The organism is Solibacillus silvestris (genome assembly GCF_051967575.1).
In the GTDB taxonomy this organism is placed as follows: Bacteria; Bacillota; Bacilli; order Bacillales_A; family Planococcaceae; genus Solibacillus; species Solibacillus silvestris_B.
In genome coordinates this window covers 1-24,756 of the sequence record NZ_JBQCJW010000018.1, presented here as the reverse complement: position 1 = coordinate 24,756, position 24,756 = coordinate 1, and the positions used below count along the sequence as shown (strand labels likewise).

General features: G+C 37.8%; 24 protein-coding genes, 2 pseudogenes and 1 riboswitch. Of the genes and pseudogenes, 22 read left to right on the top strand and 4 right to left on the bottom strand.

The annotated features are described in order from the left end of the window. Entirely contained in the window at positions 1–1,035 is a 1,035-nt protein-coding gene (locus tag ACTHOQ_RS12015; protein ID WP_440496387.1) for an ABC transporter permease, read from the bottom strand. A gap of 422 nt (positions 1,036–1,457) precedes the next feature. Between ACTHOQ_RS12015 and ACTHOQ_RS12010 the strand changes: the two genes are divergently transcribed. From ACTHOQ_RS12010 to ACTHOQ_RS11990, 5 genes are all read left to right on the top strand, one after another. Further along, on the top strand, positions 1,458–2,351 hold the full coding sequence (locus ACTHOQ_RS12010) for an SDR family oxidoreductase (RefSeq protein WP_440496386.1): 894 nt from the start codon (positions 1,458–1,460) through the stop codon (positions 2,349–2,351). A 428-nt stretch (positions 2,352–2,779) separates the two neighbouring features. Continuing rightward, entirely contained in the window at positions 2,780–3,124 is a 345-nt protein-coding gene (locus ACTHOQ_RS12005; RefSeq protein ID WP_440496385.1) for a DUF2500 domain-containing protein, read from the top strand. Between the two features lie 158 nt (positions 3,125–3,282). After that, entirely contained in the window at positions 3,283–3,543 is a 261-nt protein-coding gene (locus ACTHOQ_RS12000) for an alpha/beta-type small acid-soluble spore protein (RefSeq protein WP_440496384.1), read from the top strand. A gap of 127 nt (positions 3,544–3,670) precedes the next feature. After that, positions 3,671–4,240 (top strand): RNA 2',3'-cyclic phosphodiesterase, encoded by a 570-nt coding sequence (gene thpR, locus ACTHOQ_RS11995; protein ID WP_440496383.1) that lies wholly within the window; start codon positions 3,671–3,673, stop codon positions 4,238–4,240. Positions 4,241–4,787: 547 nt separating this feature from the next. Further along, a riboswitch (purine riboswitch) is annotated at positions 4,788–4,887 on the top strand. A gap of 152 nt (positions 4,888–5,039) precedes the next feature. After that, complete coding sequence (locus ACTHOQ_RS11990) at positions 5,040–6,335, top strand: NCS2 family permease (protein WP_440496382.1); 1,296 nt, start codon at positions 5,040–5,042, stop codon at positions 6,333–6,335. Positions 6,336–6,617: 282 nt separating this feature from the next. Here the strand turns inward: ACTHOQ_RS11990 and ACTHOQ_RS11985 are convergent. Next, positions 6,618–7,043, bottom strand: a pseudogene (locus tag ACTHOQ_RS11985) (SRPBCC family protein). 213 nt (positions 7,044–7,256) lie between these two features. On the opposite strand from ACTHOQ_RS11985, the gene ACTHOQ_RS11980 reads away from it, so the two are divergent. From ACTHOQ_RS11980 to glpK, 12 genes and pseudogenes are all read left to right on the top strand, one after another. Continuing rightward, complete coding sequence (locus tag ACTHOQ_RS11980) at positions 7,257–7,622, top strand: hypothetical protein (RefSeq protein ID WP_440496381.1); 366 nt, start codon at positions 7,257–7,259, stop codon at positions 7,620–7,622. Positions 7,623–7,804: 182 nt separating this feature from the next. Further along, entirely contained in the window at positions 7,805–8,182 is a 378-nt protein-coding gene (locus tag ACTHOQ_RS11975) for a VOC family protein (RefSeq protein WP_440496380.1), read from the top strand. A gap of 210 nt (positions 8,183–8,392) precedes the next feature. Further along, positions 8,393–9,682, top strand: a complete 1,290-nt coding sequence (locus ACTHOQ_RS11970) for a methyltransferase domain-containing protein (RefSeq protein ID WP_440496379.1) — start codon at positions 8,393–8,395, stop codon at positions 9,680–9,682. After that, on the top strand, positions 9,672–12,251 hold the full coding sequence (locus ACTHOQ_RS11965) for an AAA family ATPase (protein WP_440496378.1): 2,580 nt from the start codon (positions 9,672–9,674) through the stop codon (positions 12,249–12,251). The genes ACTHOQ_RS11970 and ACTHOQ_RS11965 overlap by 11 nt, the downstream gene beginning before the upstream one ends. A 534-nt stretch (positions 12,252–12,785) precedes the next feature. After that, complete coding sequence (locus ACTHOQ_RS11960) at positions 12,786–13,259, top strand: DinB family protein (protein WP_440496377.1); 474 nt, start codon at positions 12,786–12,788, stop codon at positions 13,257–13,259. A gap of 108 nt (positions 13,260–13,367) precedes the next feature. Beyond that, a pseudogene (locus ACTHOQ_RS11955) lies at positions 13,368–14,283 on the top strand (phosphotransferase enzyme family protein); the annotation flags it as partial. Continuing rightward, the gene (locus ACTHOQ_RS11950; RefSeq protein WP_440496431.1) at positions 14,257–14,781 is read left to right on the top strand and encodes an NUDIX hydrolase; all 525 of its coding nucleotides are present in this window, start codon (positions 14,257–14,259) and stop codon (positions 14,779–14,781) included. The pseudogene ACTHOQ_RS11955 and the gene ACTHOQ_RS11950, both read left to right, overlap by 27 nt. Positions 14,782–14,806: 25 nt before the next feature. Continuing rightward, positions 14,807–15,304, top strand: coding sequence for an NUDIX domain-containing protein (locus ACTHOQ_RS11945; protein WP_440496376.1), 498 nt, complete (start codon positions 14,807–14,809; stop codon positions 15,302–15,304). A 215-nt stretch (positions 15,305–15,519) separates the two neighbouring features. Continuing rightward, entirely contained in the window at positions 15,520–17,163 is a 1,644-nt protein-coding gene (locus ACTHOQ_RS11940; RefSeq protein WP_440496375.1) for a glycerol-3-phosphate dehydrogenase/oxidase, read from the top strand. Between the two features lie 115 nt (positions 17,164–17,278). Next, positions 17,279–17,845: a glycerol-3-phosphate responsive antiterminator gene (locus ACTHOQ_RS11935; RefSeq protein ID WP_440496374.1), complete on the top strand. Its 567-nt coding sequence runs from the start codon at positions 17,279–17,281 to the stop codon at positions 17,843–17,845. Between the two features lie 172 nt (positions 17,846–18,017). Beyond that, positions 18,018–18,815, top strand: a complete 798-nt coding sequence (locus ACTHOQ_RS11930; protein ID WP_440496373.1) for an MIP/aquaporin family protein — start codon at positions 18,018–18,020, stop codon at positions 18,813–18,815. 13 nt (positions 18,816–18,828) lie between these two features. Continuing rightward, complete coding sequence (gene glpK, locus ACTHOQ_RS11925) at positions 18,829–20,322, top strand: glycerol kinase GlpK (protein ID WP_440496372.1); 1,494 nt, start codon at positions 18,829–18,831, stop codon at positions 20,320–20,322. A gap of 635 nt (positions 20,323–20,957) precedes the next feature. Here glpK and ACTHOQ_RS11920 read toward each other — a convergent pair. Then, positions 20,958–21,113, bottom strand: coding sequence for a hypothetical protein (locus ACTHOQ_RS11920; protein WP_440496371.1), 156 nt, complete (start codon positions 21,111–21,113; stop codon positions 20,958–20,960). 111 nt (positions 21,114–21,224) lie between these two features. After that, a complete protein-coding gene (locus ACTHOQ_RS11915; RefSeq protein ID WP_440496370.1) occupies positions 21,225–21,650 on the bottom strand; it encodes a hypothetical protein in 426 nt (141 codons plus the stop codon). A 173-nt stretch (positions 21,651–21,823) separates the two neighbouring features. Here ACTHOQ_RS11915 and ACTHOQ_RS11910 point away from each other — a divergent pair, with 173 nt between their 5' ends. The 5 genes from ACTHOQ_RS11910 to ACTHOQ_RS11890 all read left to right on the top strand — a co-directional run bounded on the left by ACTHOQ_RS11910 (position 21,824) and on the right by ACTHOQ_RS11890 (position 24,528). Beyond that, positions 21,824–21,955, top strand: coding sequence for a hypothetical protein (locus ACTHOQ_RS11910; RefSeq protein ID WP_440496369.1), 132 nt, complete (start codon positions 21,824–21,826; stop codon positions 21,953–21,955). Between the two features lie 375 nt (positions 21,956–22,330). Then, positions 22,331–22,720 carry a hypothetical protein gene (locus ACTHOQ_RS11905; protein ID WP_440496368.1) on the top strand — a complete coding sequence of 130 codons (390 nt, stop codon included), beginning with the start codon at positions 22,331–22,333 and terminating at the stop codon, positions 22,718–22,720. A 366-nt stretch (positions 22,721–23,086) separates the two neighbouring features. Further along, a complete protein-coding gene (locus ACTHOQ_RS11900; protein WP_440496367.1) occupies positions 23,087–23,374 on the top strand; it encodes a hypothetical protein in 288 nt (95 codons plus the stop codon). Between the two features lie 286 nt (positions 23,375–23,660). After that, positions 23,661–24,176 carry a P-loop NTPase family protein gene (locus tag ACTHOQ_RS11895; protein ID WP_440496366.1) on the top strand — a complete coding sequence of 172 codons (516 nt, stop codon included), beginning with the start codon at positions 23,661–23,663 and terminating at the stop codon, positions 24,174–24,176. Positions 24,177–24,303: 127 nt separating this feature from the next. Then, positions 24,304–24,528: a GrpB family protein gene (locus ACTHOQ_RS11890; RefSeq protein WP_440496365.1), complete on the top strand. Its 225-nt coding sequence runs from the start codon at positions 24,304–24,306 to the stop codon at positions 24,526–24,528. The last annotated feature ends 228 nt before the right edge of the window (positions 24,529–24,756 follow it).

Below are 24,756 nucleotides of genomic sequence, written 5' to 3'. Positions count from 1 at the left end.
TTAAGCCTCTCCTTGCTGTATTGCTTGTAATGGTTCGATTTTTTTAATCTGTATACCCGAGAGTGTAGAGCCGATAAAACCGATAATCAGGAAAACTATAGATAATTGTGCTGTCGTTTCGAATGTTAAATAGAAGGGCATTCCTTCAGGTGCAATCATATTAAACACTTGGCTAAGTGAAATAGACAGCATAAGGGCAATTACTGTAATAACAAGCATCTGTGTCCACATCATTTTGAATAGGGTACTTGTTTTTATGCCAATCGCCTTTAAAATACCGTATAAACCGATTTTTTGAACGTTCATCATGTAGAAAAAGATAGCAAATAACATTCCGCTGATAACAACCAAAAACCAGACAATCATATTTAAAGACATTTGTTCTGCATTATAGCTTGGGATTGTATTGAGAAACTCTTTATTTGAAAATGATTGTAATCCCGTGAATTCTTTTGAAGAATCTCCATCTGGGATAAAAACTAATTGCATTTCCTTGACTCTGTAAATTTCCTTGTAATTTTCCATATTGATATAAGCAACGGGAGCATGACTATATTTCTTTTGATCAACAAAATCTTTTACAATAAATTCGCCGCTAAATTGATTGTTCGTTAAAATATCTCCAACTTTTATGCCTTTATTCTTCAATGAGCTGTCTAATATAATTTCCCCTTGTTCAACATGTTTAAATAACTTTGAATCGGTGGATGCAACAAACGCAACACTTTGCTGTTTATCATCCTTGTCATTCAGAAAACCCATTTGAATGGAAAATGCCGCAGCCTCTTTTTGTTTGTTTAATATTTCATTTTGCATATCACTGTCAATTCTTGATAGGTTATAAGTTTCATCTGCATCTTTATTCATATAAAATTGCCCTTCTGGTAAATCTTTAATGAGGGCAGCATTGTCTTGGGACAAGCCGTTCGCCAAACCGGATATTATAAATGTTAATAAACTGACGAGAAAAACAATTGAACCTAAAATCAAAAATCTTACTTTATTTTTCTTGATTTCTTTCCATGCAATGTTCATCTTTAATTTCCTCCAATCGCTTCTTTACATTCATAGTTTATAAATCGAATATGAACGGAAGATGAACAGTAAATTACATTTGTTCTGATTGGTTTTCTTTGGCTCATTCATATACAGCTTTTTATGCAAAGTGATTTGGGCATAGCTGCAAAAAAAAACGGCACATATGCTATCTGAATAAAAACATGCAAATATAGACGATTAATTGAAGCTGTAAATCCGCATAGTTTGGGAACGGTGTTAATCACAATAGCTCTTATTAATTAGCGGGGTTGAAGGGGGATAGATCTGAAGCTGTTTAAAGTAAATGGTCACAGGGTATTCAACAAAGTGTAATAACGTTTAGTTAGTGCAAATTTGCAAAGTGTTTAAAGAGCCTTTCTGGACTCATAAGAATTAACCAAGATAGGAGATGATTTTTGATGGGAAATCCAAATCTAAACGATCCGCGCAAGAAATTTCATACGGAGAAATTCCCGGATCAAGAACAGGACACTCCAGCACTTCAAAATGAAATGACCCCAAAACCTGACTGCGGAGAAGAATTATATAAAGGGCATAATCGACTTGAAGGACGCAATGCCTTGATTACCGGCGGCGATTCCGGGATTGGACGTGCAGCCGCTATTGCCTATGCACGAGAAGGCGCAAATGTGGCCATTCAATTCTTCCCTGGTGAAGAGAAAGATGCCAACGAAGTGAAAGCATTAATTGAAGAAGCCGGCAAAAAAGCATTGCTGCTGCCATATGACTTGCGTGAAGATGGCGCGGCGACAGAAATGGTGAAAAAAACAGTGGAAGCATTTGGAGGATTGGACACGCTCGTCTTGAATGCGGCACAGCAAATCGCACAGCCAACACTAAGCGATTTAACAATCCAACAAGTAGAGGATACGTTTAAAGTAAACATCATCAGCATGTTTGAAGCCGTCAAAGCTGCCGAACAGCATCTGGAACCGGGAAGTGCGATTATCACTACCACATCGGTTCAATCGTTTAATCCATCCACATCTTTAATGGATTATGCCGCTACAAAAGGGGCAATAAGCAACTTTACGGTAACTCTTTCTTCGTACTTTGCTTCTAAGGGAGTGCGTGTCAATGGGATCGCGCCAGGACCAATTTGGACGCCGTTGCAGCTGGATAACGGAAAACTGGATGGAGAAATCCCTGAATTTGGTCAGAATGCTCCTCTTGGTCGTGCAGGACAGCCGGTAGAGCTTGCGCCGGTGTATGTTCTTCTGGCCTCCGATGAAGGAAGCTATATTACCGGCCAGATTTATGGGGTGACGGGCGGCGAGCCGATCGACTTGTAATTTTAAGTGTGAGGTAAATAAAAACACCTATCGTGGAGTCAGTGATGTTGCACTGACTCCTTCCTTAAAGAGGCAAGGGAACATGTAATAGATGATGGACAAACAGCTTAAACATAGCTAATGAAAAAAACAATAGATATATGCCCCCTGCAGTTGGTATTTTGTATCCAAATTTAGGAGGCATCTAGACTTTTTTCTTTCATAACAGTTTTCAACGATCAGGCGCGATTCTGCAAAAAGAATCAGCGCTTGTTTTCATTATAGGGCTGGATGGCTAAGTAACTCATTTCTTTAGAGGGGATAATATAACCTTTGAAACACTCTGCACCAGATATACATACAATTTTAGAGCTATGCAAAAAATCCAGCACCTATTGAAACTCTTCCTGTAATATGAACGTATAGAAATACAAAAAGGAAGTGTTTAGATGTTTTTTGATGATATGATGTTTTCGATTGTTCCAGGATTTATTGGCATTATATTTATTATTATTTTTGGCTTAATAATCTACAGCGTAATATCGAGCGTCAAACAGGGGATTAAAAATAATAATTCTCCGCTTCTTACGGTCCCGGCAGAAGTTGTCTCAAAGCGGATTCACGTTCAAGGTGACCATTCGCGCACTACATATTATGTGACTTTTGAAGTACAAAGCGGAGATCGGATGGAATTAATCGTTGATGGCTCAGAGTATGGGATGCTGGTTGAGCGAGATCTTGGTTTATTATCATTTCAGGGTACGCGTTATATATCCTTTGAACGCCAAAAATAAGCAGAAACTTTTAATGCAGCAAACGAAATGACGAAAGCACGTATGCTCGCTTATTCTGTTGACGGACCGGGAATAAGAAAATTGATGAAATGATTGACATTATCTGCATAGCATTTTTTGCTTTTTATTGCTTAAGCTAGTATAAAGGGAGTGATAAGATGGCAAAGAAAAACCGGAATAAAATTATCGTACCCGAAGCTAGACAAGAGCTTGATCAATTAAAAGCGAAAGTAGCAGGTGCTAGCAAACCAGAAGATGCAGCATTAGAGGTAGCTAAGGAATTGGGAATCCCTATGAAAGACGGATATAATGGTCAGCTTACATCTGCAGAAGCCGGTAAAGTAGGCGGGAAGATTGGTGGGGGCATGGTCAGAGAGCTAGTGAAGATGACGCAGGAAAGCATAAAGAAAGATCGGTAAATGGTGAAATGAATCAAATAACAGGTCTGGATTTACGAAGCCTCATGGCGCATTAATGCGTGTTTAGACGTACCTAAAATAATAATAATAATAATGACAGGTTAGTTATAAAAAGAGGTGAAAGTATATGAATGGAGGGACCCACTATTTTTGGGCAGTACGTCTCCCGGATGGTGTTAAACAAACAATTCACGATGAACTGACAAAAGTTAAACCAATATTCCAGTTTAAGCGTTGGGTGGACTTAAATGATTATCATATCACCCTTGCTTTTCTTGGCTCAGTAACCCCACAACAACTTCCATCCGTTATTGAATTAGTTGGCGACGCAATTAAGAGGCAAAAAGCTTTTATGTTAGAAATCGAAGGACTGAATGTGTTTGGTCCTCAACAAGCCCCTCGCATATTTTGGGGAGCCGTGAATGAAGTGAATCAGCTATTTCAGCTTCAAAAAATTGTTCATCAAACTTGTCTTGCAGCAGGCTTCTCTTTAGAAACACGTCCCTATCATCCTCATATCACCTTGGCCCGGAAATGGGGGGGAAATGAAGATTTCAAAATGGCCGATTTAGTTACGTATAACCCTTTTAGAGGAGAGACTTTATCTTTTCCGGCAAGTGAAATTATCTTATATAAAACAAATCTGGAAAGTACACCAAAATATGAATCAATTGCAGCCTTTTCTTTAGTAGGCTGATGGCTGAAATGTACGCTGAAAAACTGCGGTTACTAAAAATCCATTTTCATTTTTAATAAGGGAAGCTCCTCTTATGTAATGGTCAAAATTCACTTTTACAGATAGTGACTATGGCTTTTAATTAAGCGATAAGGGATAATAAGCGGAGTTTTTCCGCTTATTTGCGCAAAAGGGCTTGTTTCGGGGGAAATAAGCGGAGATTTTCCGGTTATCCAATGAAAAATCCTCCATTTTTATATTTTTCGGGTCAATAGGCGGAATTTCTCCGTCTATTTGGGTCATTTTTGAGTGTATTTTTTAAATAAGGGGAATTTTTCCGTCTATTGATTAAGTGGGCACTTAAACGGCATTCCAAACCGTTAATAGCGGCCTCCTTCATCTCAAATCGCGTGAATCAGCCTGTTTTTTACTGTCCTGCCGCTTCGCTTAAAATATGCCTGGATTTCTCTTTTTCTTTAGAATATTTCCGCCTCTGTCAACAAAAAAACTTAATCCAATTAATACTATTGACGATTTAAATTAAAATTGTTATCATTCTCCTATTGTTTTTAAAAGAAAAGATATACCTTGTATAAATTCAAGAAGATGGCTTGAAAGTTTCTACCAGCTACCGATAATAGCTGACTACAAGGAATGGGAAAATAATAATATATTTTTCTTCCATTTTGTAGAAAAGCTTTGGCCGACTAGTGGTCAAAGCTTTTTTATATTTTAGGAAAATAAATGAAGTACTTCTAAAGTGACAGTTAGACTTATTCCCGTTCAATCTTTATATTCGCAAATACGAGGAGATTACAGCATGAAAAACTTTTTTAAATTTGCAGAACGGGGCACTTCCTATAAAATGGAAACACTTGCAGGGATTACGACCTTCTTATCGATCGCCTATATTTTGATCGTCAATCCGATTATACTGAGTCAATCAGGAATGGATCACGGGGCTGTATTCACTGCAACTGCGCTTACTGCGATTATCGGCACACTGCTGATGGGCTTACTTGCAAACTTTCCGATCGCGATTGCCCCGAGTATGGGATTAAACTCATTCTTCACTTTCTCCGTATGTATCGGAATGGGCATCGATTGGCAAGTCACTTTAACGGGTGTATTTGTTGCCGGCATTATTTTTATGCTATTAAGTTTATTTAAAATCCGTGAGAAGATAATTAATATCATTCCAATCGATTTAAAATATGCGATCGCTTCAGGTATTGGATTTTTCATTACATTTGTCGGGCTGAAAAATGGCGGCATTGTGGTTGGTAATCCAGATACATTTGTGTCGATTGGCGATTTAACATCACCAATGACAATACTAGCCGTTTTAGGTCTGATTCTGACAATCGTTATGTTAGTACGCGGCATTAATGGCGGTATTTTTTACGGAATGGTTATTACAACGATTGTTGGTATGATTTTCGGATTAATCGAGGTACCTTCATCGATTGTAGGAAGTGTACCGAGCTTAGAGCCGACATTTGGTGTTGTGTTCGGTCATTTAGACGAGATTTTTACACCGGAAATTCTGACAGTTATTTTCACGTTCTTAATTGTAGCCTTCTTTGATACAGCGGGTGCGTTAATTGGGTTGACGAGCCAAGCAGGCATGATGAAAGACAATAAGATTCCAAATATCGGGAAAGGTTTGCTTGCCGATTCAGCTGCCGGTGTAATTGGCGCTGTTTTAGGTACTTCAACACCTGCGACAAGTGTTGAATCTTCTGCCGGTATTGCTGTCGGAGGAAAAACCGGCTTTACGTCAGTTGTAATTGCAGCTTGTTTCGTGGTTGCTTTATTCTTCTCGCCGCTTGTTAACGTTATTTCAGTGGAAGTAACATCAGCTGCTTTAATTATTGTAGGTGCACTAATGGCGATGGAAATCCGCAGAATCGACTGGACGAAGTTGGAAATTGTGATCCCATCATTTTTAACAATTATTATGATGCCGCTAACTTCCAGTGTGGTTATCGGGATTGGGTTAGGTTTTGTTATTTACCCAATTTGTTTAGTCACAGAAAAGCGTTCTAAAGAAGTGCATCCGATTATGTATGTGCTTTGCCTGTTATTCCTTTTATATTTTGCTTTTATCGTATAAAAAAGGATTAGGCAGATTATAGTTGCGCGTTTAGAGCAACGCCTGAAGCCACATACAACAGTGAGTTTGAAGAAGAAAAATTATATAAATAATAAATCTTCTCCTTTTACAATGAAGGCTGGGGTAATTTTATTGTTGAAAAAATACTGAGGAACATTTAATTCATGGTATTTGATTACTTTTATACTGCAACCGTGCGCCATTATTGAGGAATTAGCGCACGTTTTGCAGTTTTGGATATTAATTAACCCCTAAAAAAGCCATTGATTATAAATATACTGTTTATTTATTTGTTAGCTCTGTGTATTGTTTGAAATTATCTAAAATTGCCTGCCATCCTTGTTGTTGAAACTCAATTGGATGTTCGGTTTCGCCGTCAAACGTTTCAACTACTTCCGTTTCGTTTCCATGTCCTTTAAAGCTGATTTTAACTCTTCTTCCATCTCCCGTTGTATAATAAATGACTTCATGCAATTTTACTTCATCGTATATTCCACCAAAATCAAATCCCATACTTTCATCTTTTGCTTCCATTCTTGAAACGAATTTCCCGCCCGCTCTAAGATCATTCTAAGCAGATGGTGTATGCCAATCATCTGAAGGACTGTTCCATTTTTTAATATGTTCTGGCTCTGTCCAATATTACCATACTTTCCTAACCGGTTTCTGAACAACTGTTTTTACTGTTACTTCCTTAAATTCTCTCATTCATACCATCCTTTATTATAAAGTTTTTACTGATTTATTCTCTGACGTTAATATATAGTAATATCCATTATTTACAATAAGCGTATACTAAAAAATAATTAAAATAAAGTACAAACATTTCTATAATCTTTGCCTAACCCGCTTCGTTAGATTTCTTCTTATATTTACATGAAGCAAATGATACACTTAGATGTGAAATTGAGGTGACTGTTAATGCATTGGTACCCAGAAGAAAATGAGCTACCATCATTATTCGAATGTGAGCCAATTTTTTTGGAATCTCCGTCTGATGCAATCGATTTTTTCTATAACGAAGCAGCTTATATATTTTCAAATGGGATTGAAAATTTTATTGTTACGATTGCTCCATCTGATGGTGAAGTTACTATCCGAGTAACTAATCGTAGCTCAGAAAACTTAATCACTTATTTAAGCTTTAAAAGAGTGTACAAATTCGAAATTACAGATGATAAAAAGGACTCATCAAGTATTTTGATGAGAGTTGAAGATGATACACTGACACAAACCATTGAGGTTGATTTTAAGCCTAACTTCAAACTAATTTTCAAAGAACATTAAATTAAACCTTTAGATGAACAGTTTAAAGTTCTTTCTTTTATAGAATCCCCTCAATAGGTAGCAAAGGGCAATTTAAAAACTAAATGTCTACAAGGTATGAGGGAAAACTTTTTAAAGCCACATTGTAAATTATTTAATGAAATGTGACTAAATATTATTCAAAGGTGAATGGAGGAAAAATGATGGAAACTAGTAAAATTCAAAAAATTGGACAAATCGGTATTCCAGTAAAAAATGTTGAACGTGCAATTGAATTTTATAAAGAAGTATTGGGCTTACCGCTGCTATTCAGTACAGAAAATATGGCATTCTTCCATTGCAATGGGCTACGCCTGCTTCTTTCAATACCAGAAAACAATCAGTATGCAAATTCAAGTTCAGTTTTTTATTTTCAGGTACAAGATATAAAAAGATCTGTTGAAGAATTGACTGGAAAGGGAGTTTCCTTTATCGACCAGCCTCATGTCGTTGCAAAAATTGGAAATACAGAAACGTGGATGACCTTCTTTAAAGATACTGAAGAAAATACACATGCTTTAATGAGTGAACTGCAAAGCTGATTTATAGTCATTAGAATGTTGTTAATTAAAATGAGGAACGGAACGCCTGAAAAGTAGAACACGACCATTTTTTGCAAATTAGGTGAAAATTGGGAATCGGAAATTTAAATGTGGCTTTATTAGGTACGTTTTAATTTTTCAAACATCCCTTCTAGCTCTCATTTATAATAGAAATTAGTAATAATGCCTTAAAGGAGAAAATTTAAATTTATGCAATTATCTATTTATACGAAAAATCCTCATGTGAAAGCAATTTCACATCTACTGGCGAAAAACCCGGCAACCGTTTATGAGCGCCAAGTAAAAGGTCATGCGGTCCGATTTGTTTATCATAAAATGACAGATGACGAATTACACGCTTCAATTTTTGTTACACCCGATTCATTAGCGCTCGTTAAAGAAAATGAAGCGTTTGATATCACCCATTATATTAATGACCGTGAATTTGCTGTAAGTACAATTTTCTTATCACTTATTCGCTCAGCTTTAGGCACAGCGCTTAACGGAAAGCCTAAGGAAGAATATATAACATATGCATCAATGGAATTTCCATTTACGTTTGAGTTTGGCCCAATATCATCAAGCCTATCAGACGAAGAAATTCAAAATTTATGGGAACCACTAGGCTATGATGTGACATTTGATACAATGACAGCAGCAAAACGGGCACGTTTTTTAACGCTCTCTAATAACATTACTTTAAAGATGGCATTACAACAAATTTTTATTCTAATACCTGTAATGGATGACTATAAGCATTACTTTATTGATGAAGCAGAGCGTGAACGTCTGCAACACTACGGTCAGGGATGGCTTGAAAACCATCCAATGCGTGATTTTATTTATAAAAAAGCATTACGCTTTAAGCAATTGTTCTTTAATGAAGAAAATGAGCAAAAAGTAGAAAAGCCATCACTAAATACGCATCGCTATGAAACTATAGCTCGTGCAGTTGCCGCTTTTAAGCCTAAAACAGTCATCGATATGGGGGCAGGAGAAGGGAAATTATCGATGCTTCTTGCGCAAATGAACACAATTTCAAAGCTATACTCTGTGGATCCAAGTAATCATGCACTTGCTAAAATGGAAAAACGTTTTGCTGATAAGCAATTCGCCACGACACCTATTATTAAATGGGGATCGCTTTACTATGAGGACAAAGAGTTTACAGAGGCGGATGTATTTATTTTATGCGAGGTCATTGAGCATATTGATGAGGAAAGACTGCCTCAAATTATGCAGCTCATAACACAAAACTACACGCCAAAGCATCTAATTATTACGACACCAAACGCGGAGTATAATACAGTTTACAAACTTGAGGATATGCGTCATGATGATCACCGCTTCGAATGGGACCGCAAGCAGTTTGAGGCGTGGTGTATAGCTGTTGCGCCAAACTATGATTTGCAATTTGAAGGGATCGGTTCTGTACATGAGCAATACGGTGCTCCTACTCAAATGTGTATCATGACAAGGAGAGATTCACATGCAATTTAAACTTCCAAATGGGGCGATTGTACTTTTAATTGGACCCTCGAATAGTGGGAAAACAACATTACTGCAATCATTAGTTGATTCAGGTCAGCTCCTTGAAAGCGAGATTATAAGCTCTGACTACTATCGTAAGCTTGTTGCGGATGTTGATTTTATTGATATTTCAGCTATATCAAAGGATGATGAGGACATTGTTTACGAAGAGTATCAGCGCATTACAGAACAGGCTTTTAACGCGCTTCATACGATTGTGGAAGCCCGTGCAAAATTAAATAAAGTATCGATAATTGATGCAACAAATTTACGCGGTTTTGAACGCGCCAAATATTTTGAAATTGCTAAGCGTCATCATGTACCGGTTCTAGCGCTTATTTTAACTACACCAAAAGAGCAACTGCTAGCCCGTGATAGGTTACGCGATCACCCACGAGGTAATAAACGTGTGTTGCAGCAATTCAATACGTTGAAGTATGAGCTGAAAGCAATTAAAAAAGAGCCGTTCGCTAAAGTTTATAAAGTAGATGACGAAGAAGTCGAAATTATTCGAGATTCAAATGAGTTTTATTTAGAAACAGAAAACGGCTTTGATATTATTGGGGATATTCATGGCTGCTACGATGAGATGATTGTGCTCCTGAAGGAACTTGGCTATGAACAGCGCGGCGATGTATATGTTCACCCAGCTGGACGCCGGTTAATTTCTGTAGGCGACATCATGAGCCGCGGCCCTAAATCAATTGAAACAATGAAATTTTGGTTAAATCAAATTGAAGCTGGATTAAGCTATATGACAGACAGCAATCATGGCTGGAAAATAGCGCGCTGGCTAGAAGGGAAAAACGTTTCGCTCAACCACGGGGATGAACTTGTTGAGCAAGAATTTACCGAGTACGCAAAGGTGCATGGCGAAGAGACTGCTAAAGCACTAAAAGAACGTTTCGCAAACATGCTATTAAAAGCTCCGTCACATTATATTTTAACGAGAAATAATATTACCCAAGCTGTTGTTACACATGCCGGTATAAAGGATCATTACATCGGCAAGGAATCTAAACGTATTTCTGACTTTTGCCGTTACGGTGATACTCAGCAAACGGACAGTTCCAGTAAGACTGTACGTGGTGATTGGTTTACACAGCATAAAACAAGTGAGCTGATTATTTGGGGACATGACGTTAAAATACTGCCGTTTAAAGCAAACCGAACAATTAATATTGACCAGGGAGCTGTATTTGGCGGCGAGCTTACGGCATTTCAATATCCTGAGCAGACATTTAAAAGTGTGAAAGCATTCGCAAACTATGCCGGCACTGAGGACAACCCTATTTTAGAGGCGAAAAACAAGCGATTTAGTCCGCCAAATGTAGCACAATTTATAAAAGGTTTTGCTGTTCATACAACGAGTGGGGATCAAATAACAATTCCGAAAGAAAAAGCTTTGGCAGCAATGGATACATTCTCCCACCATACATTGCCTTTAGAGCAGGTGATCTACATTCCGCCAACAATGAGTCCAACACCACAAACATCTGCACTACCGGACTACTTGGAACACCCTGCAGAGGCATTTCATTACTATAAGAAAAACGGTATTCAAAAAATGATTGCTGAGAAAAAGCATATGGGCAGCCGCGCAGTCATCTTTATTGCAAAAAATAGAGCCGTGGCAAAAGAGTTCATTAACAGTGACAGCCTAGGCTACATTACAACACGTACAGGTCGAGCTTTCTTTGAACATACACAGCAGGAAAAAATGGTTGAAAAAATCCATGCTGAGCTAGCCGCTAAAAATTACTTTGAGCAATTCAAAACAAACTTCGTCTTAATGGACGCCGAAATTTTACCTTGGAATTTAAAAGCACATCGCTTAATCGATCAACAATATGAAACGGTCGCTGAAAATGCAATAATGGATCGCTATAAGCTCATCGAAAAGTTTAAGGCAACAGAGCATGTGGACGTGACAAGCTGGCTGGAGGAATACACACAAAAGTATAAAAACGCTGCACGCTTTGATGCGGTATTCAAAAACTATTGCTGGCCAACAAATGAGCTATCGGGCATACAAATAGCCCCATTTCATATTCTTGCACATAGCTCATCAACAAACTTCCATCAGCCTCATAGCTGGCATATGCAAATGAATGCGCATTTAGCTAAAGATAGCGAACTGTTTATTGCAACAGAATATCGTTTAATCGAAAGCGAAAAGGATGAACAGGAAGTAATGAACTGGTGGCAGGACATGACTGAAAATGGTCACGAGGGCATTGTCATTAAGCCATTGGATTTCCTAGCCTACTATAAAGGAAAATTACTGCAGCCAGCTATTAAAGTGCGCGGCCGTGAATATTTACGCATCATATACGGCATGGACTATACCAATGAAGCATTTATGAAAAAGTTAAAACAGCGTAATCCTTCTCGTAAAATGAAAAACGCCTTATTAGAATTCAAATTAGGCTTAGAAGGTATTTCACGCTTTGTAAGTTTAGAAAGTAGCACTCGTGTTCATGAATGTGCACTTGCAACTCTCGCGTTAGAAAGCGATACAATCGATCCTCGTTTATAAAAAATAATCGAAAAATAATTTTGAAAAATACACGGTAAATTCCTTTCAATTCATTATTTGAGTTGGAGGGAATTTTTTGCTTTACTGCAAGTTGGACAAGACATCGAATAAAATTGACCTGTAAAGAGAAATGGAATATTTATGGGAATGCTGTTAAGATATTTTTAAGCAGGAAATCAAAATATAGGTGAAGTAGTTTTCAAGATTCGGGCAAATATTGTATAAAGCAACAGCGCTTGCCTGTATTGCAAAAGGAGTTGAGGGGGGACTGATTTTGAAAAAAAGAAAAGTAGGGACAATTTTTGGGATTCTATCTATGTTGCCTGTGATGGCAAGTATTTTTTTCTATACAGAAAGAGGATCGAACACGGATTGCTATTCTATTATTAGCCATGGGGATTAGCGAACCATAATTATTATAAATTGAGTTAACTTCATGTATACAAGGTATTGAACCTCAGCATGCAGAATAATTATAGGATATTTTCTATTATATAAATTATCTAAAATAAATAGCTAGATTGGAGATTTACAATGATTAAATTGTTTGAATATAACTGGCAGGTTAGAGATGAATGGTTTGAATGGTGCAATCAACTTACAATTTACGAGTTGTCAAAAGACCGAAGAGGTGGAGTGGGAAATATATTATATACACTTTTTCATATAATAGATGTGGAATATAGTTGGATTCGTGGGATTCAAGGAAAAGAAGATATTGTCTTTCAGTTTGATGAATATAATACACTTGAAAAAGTTAAATCTCTTTCAGATAAAGCACGGAAAGAAATCGTTGAATTTTTTAAAACTAATTCAGATAGCAAAGAAAAATTTGTTCGGGTTTCTTGGGATGAAGAAAAATACACTTCAGAAGAAATATTACATCATATAATTACCCATGAAATTCACCATGTAGGTCAAATTTCTATTTGGGCAAGAGAACTAGAAATAAGCCCTGTACCAGCTAATTTTATTGGTAGAGAGATAAAATCACTGCAATCTTATTGAAGTAATGGTCCTTTAAATGAATGGTGATTTTACACGGTCGGGCGCGATTCTGTAAGTAGAATAGCAAGTTTAGTAATAATCTATTTATATAGGCGGGAGAAAGCTACTATGGAACAACAAATACTAGAATTGTTTAACGGTATATATCCAGTGGATTTTATAAAAGTCGAAGCAGTAACAAATGAAATGTTTCGGTGTACCGGAGCACAAGGCAAATATTTTGCAAGGATTACTAACTACAAAGGTTAAAATGAACAAGTAGAAGAGGTTACCTATACAAACTACCTATATAAAGCAGGACTAGGGGTATCTCCTGTAATTGTTTCGATAAATGGTCAAGAGGTAGAAAAGATCGCCATTAACGATAAGGAACTCTTAGCGGTTCTTTATGAAGCTGCCCCAGGTAGGCACTTATCAAGAAATCAATGGAATGCAGATGTATTAAAAGAGTTAGGCAGGCAAATCGGTCTATTGCATCGCCTCTCCAAAAAAATATGAAGAAAACCATCCGATTAGGTATATAAAGGATTGGCATCAAAATGAGGAATATGCTTTCTTGAAATATATTCCTGAGGAAGAAACTATAATTAGAGAGGTTGCACAAGAAAATTTAACAAAGATTAAAAACCTTCCAAAAAACAATGCCAATTATGGATTGTTACACGGGGATTTATGGTTGGAAAATGTTGTGGTAGATCGTGATTTAAAACTGTCAATGATTGATTTTCAGGATTGTGAGAGGCATTTTTATATCTTTGATTTAGCTGTTCCCATTTATAGTGCAATCGAGTATTCATTTGTCGGTGGCGGAAACATCATGGAATATGGAAGAGGTATTACAAAAGCAATCATCGAGGGGTACCAAGAGGAAAATAATATGACCAAGGAAATGTTAGATTTACTTCCTTTGTTTATAAAACTAAAAGAAGTCTTTGAGTATAGCTTGATGCATATGTACTGGAGAAAAGAACAGTTAACTGAAGAACAGATAAGAATAATGAATCACTTTAGAATGAGAATTGAAAAAGATCAATGTGAGCTTCCAAATAGGATTGTAATTGATGACTATTATGTACACGAATATTCTGATTGGGTAAATGCTGTAGTTATAACGAAAGAGAACCAAATTGTACTTGTTGAACAGTATCGTTATGCTGGTAAAGACTTTTTCATAGAAGTTCCTGCTGGAAAAATAGAAGAGAATGAAACATACGAGGAAGGGATAATCCGAGAAGTAAGAGAAGAGACAGGTTATATTTCAGAAAGAACGCCTATTTTTTTGGGCGACTTTATGATTAACCCAGCCACACAAACCAACAAAGTAATTACTTTCCTGATGCTCGATGCCTATAAGGAGTTTGAACAAGACCTAGATCATACTGAAGAGATTAATATTAAATTGATAGATTTTAATGAAATGGATAGTTTAATTAGGGCAAAACAAATTAATACACAACTATTCACTGCACATGCATACTTAATGGCTAAATTGTACCTTCTGGAAAAACAATTGAAAATCTAATTATTTTAAAGGATGAGGTGGAAAATTGTCACATGTAAGAATACGATGTACAGGGCTTATAATCGAGAATAATTCGATACTTTTAGTTGAGTATGATCATAATGGGGTACATTATAATTTACCTGGTGGAGGACTTGAGCCGGGGGAAACGATAATAGAGGGTGTCGCGAGAGAAGTGTTTGAAGAAACTTCGGCACATGTTGATGTCGGACCGTTAGCATTAATTTATGAGTTTTCCCCGCATAAGCAATCCGGGGATTATGATGTTAATGTAAAACATGGACTTCATCTTATTTTTGAATGCATTTTAAAGAATAACTCAATATCCAAATCATCCCTTTGTCCAGACCCTTTTCAAACTGCGGTGAAATGGGTTCCTTTAGAAAATTTGGATTCAATTTTGTTGATTCCTAATATTAATCAGCAAATAAAAAACTATTTGGGCAATAAAAGAAATCTTGAATTAATTGAAGATTATCGACTGGACAGACTTAATTTAGAACCAAGTAAGTGCCAACAATAGTAACGTCTTCCGGAATCCAATAATTATTGGGATCTAATTGAATGAAAGCGTTACAAGCGAAGTAAATGACTTGCAATTTTTAGTTTAAAGCGTTAAGATAAAGCCAAGTTAATAGACCGGTTTGAGTAAAAGAGAGACCTTATAGAGCGCACAAGACCATTTTTGTGTGTTCCTTAAGGTCTCTCTTTTTTTGTCTACATGAAGGAGGAATTATTATGTCAACAGCTTCATCTTTACAACGTTCAGTCATCATTAATGATTTACAGAGCAAGGAATATGACGTTTTAGTTATTGGCGGCGGTATTACAGGTGTGGGAATTGCGCTTGATGCCATTACACGCGGATTATCAGTCGCATTAGTGGAAATGCAGGATTTCGCGGCAGGTACGTCAAGCCGCTCGACAAAATTAGTGCACGGCGGCTTACGCTATTTAAAGCAATTTGAAATTAAAGAAGTAGCCGAGCTAGGGAAAGAGCGTGCGATCGTGTATGAAAATGGGCCGCACGTAACAACACCTGTATGGATGTTATTACCGTTCCATAAAGGCGGTACATTCGGCAAATTCTCAACATCCCTTGGCCTGCGTGTGTACGATTTCTTAGCTGGAGTTAAAAAAACTGAGCGCCGCTATATGTTAAATAGTGCGCAAACATTGGAAAAAGAGCCGTTAGTGAAGCAGGCTGAATTATTAGGCGGCGGTGTATATGTTGAATACCGTACAGACGATGCACGCTTAACAATTGAAGTTGCAAAAGCCGCGATTGAAAAAGGTGCTGTTTTAGCGAACTATACGAAAGCTTCAGGTTTTTTATATAATGATGCGAAAAAAATTGTCGGCATTGAAGCGACCGATTTCCTATCGAATGAAACAATCCAAATTCATGCGAAAAAAGTGGTGAACGCAGCAGGTCCATGGGTAGATGATGTACGCAAAATCGAAGGGGAAACAAGCGGTAAACATTTAATTTTATCAAAAGGTGTGCATATCGTATTTGATGAATCAAAGTTCCCGTTAAAGCAGGCGGTTTATTTTGATACACCGGACGGCCGCATGGTATTTGCGATTCCGCGCAACGGTAAAGCATACGTAGGTACGACAGATACATTTTATAAAGGGGACCCGCGCGATATGGATATCGAACAATCTGATCGAGATTATATCCTGAACGCCATTCACTATATGTTCCCTAATGTAAAAGTGACGGATGCGGATATTGAGTCAAGCTGGGCTGGTGTACGTCCGTTAATTCATGAAGAAGGGAAAGGACCGTCAGAAATTTCCCGTCACGATGAAGTGTGGGAATCCGCTTCAGGCTTAGTAACCATTGCGGGAGGTAAATTAACAGGCTATCGTAAAATGGCTGAAGCAGTTGTAGATAAAATTGCGGCGAGCTTAAAAGCCGAATTTGGCGTAGCGAGCAAGCCGTGTATTACAAAAAATATAACGATTTCCGGTGGTGAAGTAGGCGGCTCGAAGCATATACAAACGTTTATTTCGAAAAAGACAGAGCCAGGAGTGAAGGCGGGCTTAACGAAAGAGGAAGCGGCTTATTTGGCTCAGCATTACGGCTCGAATGTTGAAAAAGTATTCAGCTATGTGGCGCAAGCAGACGACACGATGCCAAAAGCTTTATTTGCACAGCTGCAATATGGCATCGAGCACGAACTTGTAGCAACGCCGGCAGATTTCTTCGTGCGTCGTACAGGTGATATGTTCTTTAATATCGCATCTGTTTTGGCGCATAAAGAGGCAGTTTTAGCACATATGGCCCAGCAGTTAAAGTGGACGGATGCACAATTATCGGAGTTTACAGAACTGTTAAACATTGAAATTACGCGTGCAACAACGGCGAAATAATGTAAAATAAATAAGATAAAATAATTTTGGCTCATCGAAACGCGCGGGAAATTTGTATTAGCGCAGCCGATGAGCCATATTACTATATAGGTATTTCCAAATTAGGGAGGAAGCTATGTCGTTCAATAATCAAAAAATTATTCCCGCTGCCCGAACAATTAAACAGTTTGATAAAGTTGTAAAAAGTGAATTCGAATATATCGTATTGCTTGAAGTGCATTTAAGTCATTTGCGGGCGCTGAAGCAAGAAGCCGATCGTCACGGGAAAAAATTAATTATTCATGCGGATTTAATTCACGGCCTGAAGACGGACAATTTTGCCGCGGATTATTTATGTAACGATATTCGTCCGGCAGGCATTATTTCTACACGCTCCAATATGATTTTAAAGGCGAAATCCCGCGGTATTTTAGCGATTCAACGTGTCTTTTTAATCGATACAATTGCGCTTGAAAAAAGTTATTCGCTGCTTGAACAAACTGCACCGGACTTTATTGAACTGCTTCCAGGTGTTATCCCGGAAATGATTGAGGAAGTATGTACGCATACAGGCATTCCTGTTATTACAGGGGGGTTAATTCGGACGGATGAGCAGATGAAGCAGGCATTTGATGCAGGGGCAGTTGCCATTACTACCTCAAATAAAGAGTTATGGAACCGTTTCCAAAAAGCTATTGACTAATGGATAATTTCAAACTATTATGATTCTTAAGTCAATAAATACGTGGTTGAGTGAAGGAGTCCGCATGTAGCATTGTTTTACGTAAATCGTAAAACAATAGTTGCTTGCGGACTTTTTTTATTCTTCTAAGTATGTAATTAACAGAATATAACATAACTAAGGAGGTTTTGGAATGTCAACATTTACAGCCGAATTAGTCGGCACTATGCTACTAATTTTATTCGGTGGCGGCGTTGTAGCAGGAGTTTCCTTACACAAATCGAAAGGTCAAGGTGGTGGTTGGGTCGTGATAACCATTGCATGGGGCTTTGCCGTAGCTATGGCGGCTTATGCAGTAGGCGGCATTAGCGGGGCACACTTAAACCCTGCATTAACAATCGCTTTAGCGACAATTGGCAACTTTGCATGGGCTGATGTACCGATGTTTATCGCTGCACAGCTACTTGGCGCATTTTTAGGTGCTGTGTTAGTGTACTTTGTTTATTTACCGCATTGGAAAGGCACAAAAGACAAAGGGGCAAAACTTGGCGTATTCTCTACAACACCAGCAGTAAAGCATATTCCTTCCAACATGATTGCTGAGATGGTAGGCACATTTGCATTAGTATTAGGGATTTTAGCGTTGGGCACAAACGAAATTACAGCAGGATTAAATCCATTTTTAGTCGGTGTACTGATTATTGTGATCGGTATGGCGTTGGGTGGTCCGACTGGTTATGCGATTAACCCGGCCCGTGACTTAGGTCCACGTATTGCACACGCGCTTTTACCGATTCCTGGTAAAGGAGATTCAGCTTGGTGGTATGCATGGGTACCTGTAGTTGCCCCAATTATCGGTGGTGTTTACGGGGCAGTATTCTTTAGCTTCATCTGGAATGGTGCAGATGCAACTTTATTCTGGATTTTCAGTGTAATAGTAGCGGCGGTTTTCATAGCTGCACAAATGACAGTATCAACTGTAGAAGAGTAGGAGGATATGGAAGATGGCAGAAAAATTTATGATGGCGCTAGACCAAGGTACAACAAGTTCTCGAGCAATTTTATTTGATAAAAATGGGACGGTGTATCACTCGGCACAGCAAGAGTTCCCGCAATATTTTCCGGAATCAGGCTGGGTAGAGCATAACCCGGAGCAAATTTGGTCTTCTGTGCTTTCATGTATCGCAGCTGTATTATCGGAAAAAAATCTGGACGCCACTCAAATTGCAGGGATTGGTATTACAAATCAGCGTGAAACGACGGTAGTATGGGATAAACATACAGGTCAGCCAATTTACAATGCAATCGTTTGGCAATCACGTCAAACAGCGGATATTTGTGAAGATTTAAAAGCGCGTGGCTTAAATGATATGTTCCGCGATAAAACAGGTTTACTCATTGATGCGTACTTCTCAGGTACAAAAGTGAAATGGATTTTGGATAATGTAGAAGGTGCTCGTGAAAAAGCGGAAAATGGCGATCTCCTATTTGGTACGATCGATACATGGATCATCTGGAAATTAACGAACGGTAAAGTGCACGTAACCGATTATTCAAACGCATCACGGACATTAATGTTCAACATTTACGATTTAAAATGGGATGAAGAGCTACTCGATATTTTAACAGTTCCAGCTTCGATGCTTCCAGAAGTGCGTTCTTCTTCTGAAGTATACGGCCATACGGATGCCGATAAATTTTTCGGCCAGGAAATTCCGATCGCAGGTATTGCGGGTGACCAACAAGCAGCATTATTCGGGCAAGCTTGCTTTGAGCAAGGAATGGTGAAAAATACATATGGCACTGGTTGCTTTATGTTAATGAACACAGGTGAAAAGGCGGTAAAATCTGATCATGGCTTATTAACGACAATTGCATGGGGCCTGGACGGCAAAGTAACATATGCGCTGGAGGGAAGTATTTTCGTAGCCGGTTCTGCTATCCAGTGGCTGCGCGACGGCTTACGTATGTTCCGGACAGCAGAGGAAAGTGAAGCGTATGCAGCACGCGTTACATCTTCTGAAGGCGTGTATGTTGTGCCGGCATTCGTTGGTCTAGGTACACCTTACTGGGACTCAGATGTGCGCGGAGCAATATTCGGCCTGACACGCGGCACGGAAAAAGAGCATTTCGTACGTGCTACACTGGAGTCGCTTGCATATCAAACACGTGACGTTTTAGGTGCAATGGAAGCGGATTCAGGCATTCCGTTAAGCACGTTACGAGTAGACGGGGGTGCAGTTAGAAATAATTTCTTGATGCAATTCCAGTCAGACCTTTTAAATGTGCCCGTGGATCGCCCTGTCGTAAATGAAACAACTGCTTTAGGCGCTGCTTACTTAGCAGGCTTAGCGGTAGGCTATTGGGATACATTAGAAGACATCTCAAACTACTGGAATCTAGACCGCAAATTCGAGCCGGCGATGGGCGATGATGAACGCGAAGCTTTATATGCAGGCTGGGGCAAAGCTGTGAAGGCGGCGCAAGCTTTTAAGTAGTTGTTGGGACACTTGAGCGGATTTTTCGGCGCTTCAAAACGATGATTAATCGGAAAAGCGGTTGGGAAATCTGTTTAAGTGCCTCAATAGACGGAAAAATTCCCCTTATTTTAAAAATACAACATAAAATGGCGTAAATAGACGGAGAAATTCCGACTATTGATCAAAAAAATATGAAAATGGGGGATTTTCCTTTGCATAACCGGAAAATTTCCGCTTATTTATCCCGAAATGAGCCCTATTGCGCAAATAAGCGGAAAAACTTCGCTTATTTCTTCATCACTTAATTAAGAGCCAAAAACCCTATCCGTAAATGTGGATTCATTCCAATGCGAGAGGGGCTGTTACTAAAAATGAAATCGGATTTTTAATAGCCGTAGTTTTCAGCGCCCTCCGATAGACATTGGGGACCCGATGCAAAATTAGACGTTCCATCACTGTTGCACGGAGGATAGTGTGAGGAATTGGCGCGGTTTGCCTGGATGGGAACAACAATTTGTTACAAAGTTACCACTAAGGCTAAAATCCGTAACTTCTTTAGCAAATTAAACAGAACGAGGAGAGCACACTAAAAAAGATCCTCGGGCACGAGTGAGGGAGCACAGGAACGAATTTTCGTTCCTGTGCTCTTTTTTCTACGATGCCATTGTTAATCCACAAACAAATGTTATTCGGATCTGAATAACAAGGCCGGTCAATGCTACACCAGCTTCTGAACCGCTTGCAGCAACACTATGTGGATTATCAATTATCATATGCACCAATGTGTTGCCGCCTGTACTCGGATCCATTTTGAGGCTGCAACGTAATAGGGGCAATGATAGTAAATGAATAATGGCTTTGTTGAAAAACCTTCTGTGAATCCCAGCCTCTATGCTATTTTAATTTCAACTTTTAAAGGGCTAGTTTGACTTATTCAATTCCTTATACAAAACATATTTTAAAGCAGAAATTTCATCTTCAGACAGTTTACTTTCAATTTCGGATAATATTTCATCCTTATTGATTGAATCATTTTGAGCTTGTTGCTGAATATCTAGTAAACGATTAACGCCCACTTTTTTTATTAACACACGTGTCGCTTCTTCCTTAGTTTGGAAGGGAAGCGTATCGGGATTAGTAGTTGCTGCCTCGCTTACAATTTCCTGAAGCTTCGAATCGTTCGCGATATAGGAATTCACTTCTTCTAGATTTTCGTCATCCAAAGTCGTTTCCATTTTTTCGATTATTTTTTCGGAAGCGATATTTGTCCCGAAATGCCACACAGCATAGCCAGCTGCTCCAAGTAAAACAAGAAGTATTGCGGTAATTGTTAAAAACTTTTTCATCTACTCACTCCTGACACTTTGAATATAGCACAACTTCTCAAAAACGACGATGAAAAAACGCTTTCTATAATTGGGTTAATTTCGTCTATTTGTTAACGGCGGGGGTAAATGGACGTTTATCCTGTATTGGTAAAGTAGTTTTACTAGGAGCTATCATTATAGAAGTTCTAAGGGTGGAGTACCCATCAGCGGTTATGGAGCTCACAACTTTAGATGAATTTCTTGATGAAGATTGGGGAGCGCCAGAAGAGCTTAGAGAAATGGTAATTAATTTTTTGAAAAACGGTGTAATCTATCCTAAATAATAACTTGTTCAACTTTCGGCGCAAAACTGTATTAAGGATCTGCGCTTGTTTTCATTCTTCTTGAATCCAACGAAAATGGCGTGACATCATCAGCCGATGTAAATACATTCGAAACGCTTTTCAAGGATGTCGAAGGAAATCCGACTAATGAAGGCTTACCGGGGTCTATCTACTCAATTTACGAGGCCTGCTGAAGAAATTGGTTACCAAAAGTATTTCGATCAATGGAAAGAGCGAGGGGTATTTAACTGAAAAAATGCTTAAATTCAGAAAGCATATCCATAATCGTTCTCAGACACCGCTTTGGGAACAATCCCTTGCTCTTTAACGTCTTCTAAAATATGGAATATATGAATTTAGGAAATGTAAGTAGTTATGAAAAGAATGGTGTATGTAATTTTAATGATTGCTGCTCTAGGTTTGTCCGTTACTTTATTTGGAAGAAATGAAGCTAGCCAAGACGCGGTTTTAGCTAGGGAAATTGGTTCCCTTTTAGAAAATGGTGAAATACAAATTGATTTAACGGATCTTACCGATTTTAAATGGGCCAAAGTCGATGTATTTGGACCTTATACATCAAATGAAGTTATTGAAGATTCAATGGCTATTAAATTTAAAGGCAATAACGGGGGAATTGATATTTTAGATGACGGTTTTCTATTAGTATTCGCCGATGAAAAATTTGCCGTAAAAACAGTTGTACTTTCAAGGAAATACGGTAACTACGACATAAAAGATAATAAATTTTTAAGTGTTGAGCAGTAACTTGCTATTTTGTACCCAATTTGCAATTTACATTGAAATTGTGTTTTTAAATAATATTTTGGAAACAAAGAAAACCAATCTTCAGTAACGGGCGTGATTCTATAATTGATATGCTTCCCAAAAGCTAGAAAATGTTATTTCAGACAACTAATTGGAGATGAGTTCGATGTTGTATCTGGCTTATGCCTTTTATCATTGATGCAGTGGCTGATACTAATTTATCCTCTAAGCTCATTTTAGCCATAGAAAAACTGCACCGCCTTGTTGGGCTCTGTCTAACAAATGGGATGAAATTCAAGCTTTCGGGAACCATATAATTACAATTTATGTCTATATAAAAAACAGAAGTATAATGGAGGCGTCATTATGTGGTTAGCGATAGGTCTTATTGCAATAGCAGCAACTTTTATAAACTTGTACATGTACACAACCGGTAAAGATTACAAACTTGCGATGGCAATGGGACTATCATTGACAGCATTGACACTTTGTGCAGGATACAGCCTTGTATCGGAGTGGGTGGAAGTAAAAGATTGGGCAGCTATAGAGGATGTAGTGCCTAGTATGGAAAGGGCATTCTGGTTTTTGACAATTGTTTCTATCTTACTGAATATAGCACCTATATTTTTAGAACGAAAAGGTAAGAAACGATGACTTATTATCAGATCACTTAACATGCAATTAATGTGTAAGTCTTTATGTATGACTAACAGGGGCGTTAGTGTAAGAGCAATGAAGTGATTTTATTGTAAAGGGCGTGATTCCGTAATAAGGATCAGCGCCCGTTTACATTATAGGATCATATTGTAGGGCGAGATAAATTTATTGATAGCCCATAATCGAAAAAGATGGAATAGTGTTACTAATTCAAATAATAAAAGGTAAATCCAACCCTAATATCGAAATGTCTATATAAATTTATGTTGCGGAGTTGATGTTATTGAAAATGGCAATCTGCAAAAGAATACATATTATTGGATCAGTTGGAAGTGGTAAAACAACTTTAGCAAAAGAAATATCTTCAAGGTTAGATATACCGCATTATGAATTAGATAATGTAGTTTGGATAAGGCATAAGTCCGGAGATATAAGAAGAACGGAACAAGAAAGGGAAGAGTATTTAAACAGTATATTACAATCAGACAGTTGGATAATTGAAGGAACACACAATGAAGAGTGGGTAAGCAATTGTTTTCATAGCGCAGAAGTGATTTTCTTTTTAGATACAAAATACTCAATAAGAACTTATCGGATTATAAAGAGGTTTCTAAAACAAAAACTTCGATTAGAAAAAGCAAATTACAAACCAACAGTAGAGATATTTTTTAAAATGTTTAAATGGAATCGTTATTTTGAAGAAGTTGGTAAGGTTAATTTTTTTAACAAATATGGAATTCATAAAGATAAAATAAAGGTTATTAATAATGCAAAATATATTAAGAAATATTTTAACTAATGCAGCAGTTAGTTAAGGAGGAATCATTAATTCGCTTTTATTTTGGAAGCCTAATTGGGTAGGTGTTCCTAAAGATGAACAAAAAAGGGCTATCATCTTAAAAATACAAAAGGAAGTTGAAAGTTTCTTGAAAAAGTCAAATAATCTAGGGGTGCCAATGAGAAAAACTATAATACTTCCTTGGACAGAAGATTGGGGAAAACAGTACTATAAAGAAGAAAAAATTCTTAAACATACTTTTAAAAATGAGATAATTGGGATTTACCATATAGGGAGTACTTCTATCCCAACAATAGGTTTTGCAAAGCCTATTATAGATATATTGATAGTTGTAAAGAATATTGAAAAGTAGAAGAGGTTATACATAATACATTAAATAGTAGGGAGATTTAGATGGATACGAGAATAGAGGAATTAGTTGATTTTGCAAAAGAAAAATACGGCTTACACGAATATTATTTACATACATTCGATATCAGCCGAAGTACAACATTTTTTAAAGATCGGTGTTTGTCAATATAGTTGTCGCATCAAGCTACTTAACTTTTCTATCAAAATCAAAATCTGTTCTATTAAAATC

Excerpts from the sequence above, each read along its gene's own strand:
- ACTHOQ_RS12015 (WP_440496387.1), bottom strand. The coding sequence starts at position 1,035 with ATGAACATTGCATGGAAAGAAATCAAGAAAAATAAAGTAAGATTTTTG.
- ACTHOQ_RS12010 (WP_440496386.1), top strand. The coding sequence starts at position 1,458 with ATGGGAAATCCAAATCTAAACGATCCGCGCAAGAAATTTCATACGGAG.
- ACTHOQ_RS12005 (WP_440496385.1), top strand. The coding sequence starts at position 2,780 with ATGTTTTTTGATGATATGATGTTTTCGATTGTTCCAGGATTTATTGGC.
- ACTHOQ_RS12000 (WP_440496384.1), top strand. The coding sequence starts at position 3,283 with ATGGCAAAGAAAAACCGGAATAAAATTATCGTACCCGAAGCTAGACAA.
- thpR (WP_440496383.1), top strand. The coding sequence starts at position 3,671 with ATGAATGGAGGGACCCACTATTTTTGGGCAGTACGTCTCCCGGATGGT.
- ACTHOQ_RS11990 (WP_440496382.1), top strand. The coding sequence starts at position 5,040 with ATGAAAAACTTTTTTAAATTTGCAGAACGGGGCACTTCCTATAAAATG.
- ACTHOQ_RS11980 (WP_440496381.1), top strand. The coding sequence starts at position 7,257 with ATGCATTGGTACCCAGAAGAAAATGAGCTACCATCATTATTCGAATGT.
- ACTHOQ_RS11975 (WP_440496380.1), top strand. The coding sequence starts at position 7,805 with ATGGAAACTAGTAAAATTCAAAAAATTGGACAAATCGGTATTCCAGTA.
- ACTHOQ_RS11970 (WP_440496379.1), top strand. The coding sequence starts at position 8,393 with ATGCAATTATCTATTTATACGAAAAATCCTCATGTGAAAGCAATTTCA.
- ACTHOQ_RS11965 (WP_440496378.1), top strand. The coding sequence starts at position 9,672 with ATGCAATTTAAACTTCCAAATGGGGCGATTGTACTTTTAATTGGACCC.
- ACTHOQ_RS11960 (WP_440496377.1), top strand. The coding sequence starts at position 12,786 with ATGATTAAATTGTTTGAATATAACTGGCAGGTTAGAGATGAATGGTTT.
- ACTHOQ_RS11950 (WP_440496431.1), top strand. The coding sequence starts at position 14,257 with ATGAATCACTTTAGAATGAGAATTGAAAAAGATCAATGTGAGCTTCCA.
- ACTHOQ_RS11940 (WP_440496375.1), top strand. The coding sequence starts at position 15,520 with ATGTCAACAGCTTCATCTTTACAACGTTCAGTCATCATTAATGATTTA.
- ACTHOQ_RS11935 (WP_440496374.1), top strand. The coding sequence starts at position 17,279 with ATGTCGTTCAATAATCAAAAAATTATTCCCGCTGCCCGAACAATTAAA.
- ACTHOQ_RS11930 (WP_440496373.1), top strand. The coding sequence starts at position 18,018 with ATGTCAACATTTACAGCCGAATTAGTCGGCACTATGCTACTAATTTTA.
- glpK (WP_440496372.1), top strand. The coding sequence starts at position 18,829 with ATGGCAGAAAAATTTATGATGGCGCTAGACCAAGGTACAACAAGTTCT.
- ACTHOQ_RS11920 (WP_440496371.1), bottom strand. The coding sequence starts at position 21,113 with ATGGATCCGAGTACAGGCGGCAACACATTGGTGCATATGATAATTGAT.
- ACTHOQ_RS11915 (WP_440496370.1), bottom strand. The coding sequence starts at position 21,650 with ATGAAAAAGTTTTTAACAATTACCGCAATACTTCTTGTTTTACTTGGA.
- ACTHOQ_RS11905 (WP_440496368.1), top strand. The coding sequence starts at position 22,331 with ATGAAAAGAATGGTGTATGTAATTTTAATGATTGCTGCTCTAGGTTTG.
- ACTHOQ_RS11900 (WP_440496367.1), top strand. The coding sequence starts at position 23,087 with ATGTGGTTAGCGATAGGTCTTATTGCAATAGCAGCAACTTTTATAAAC.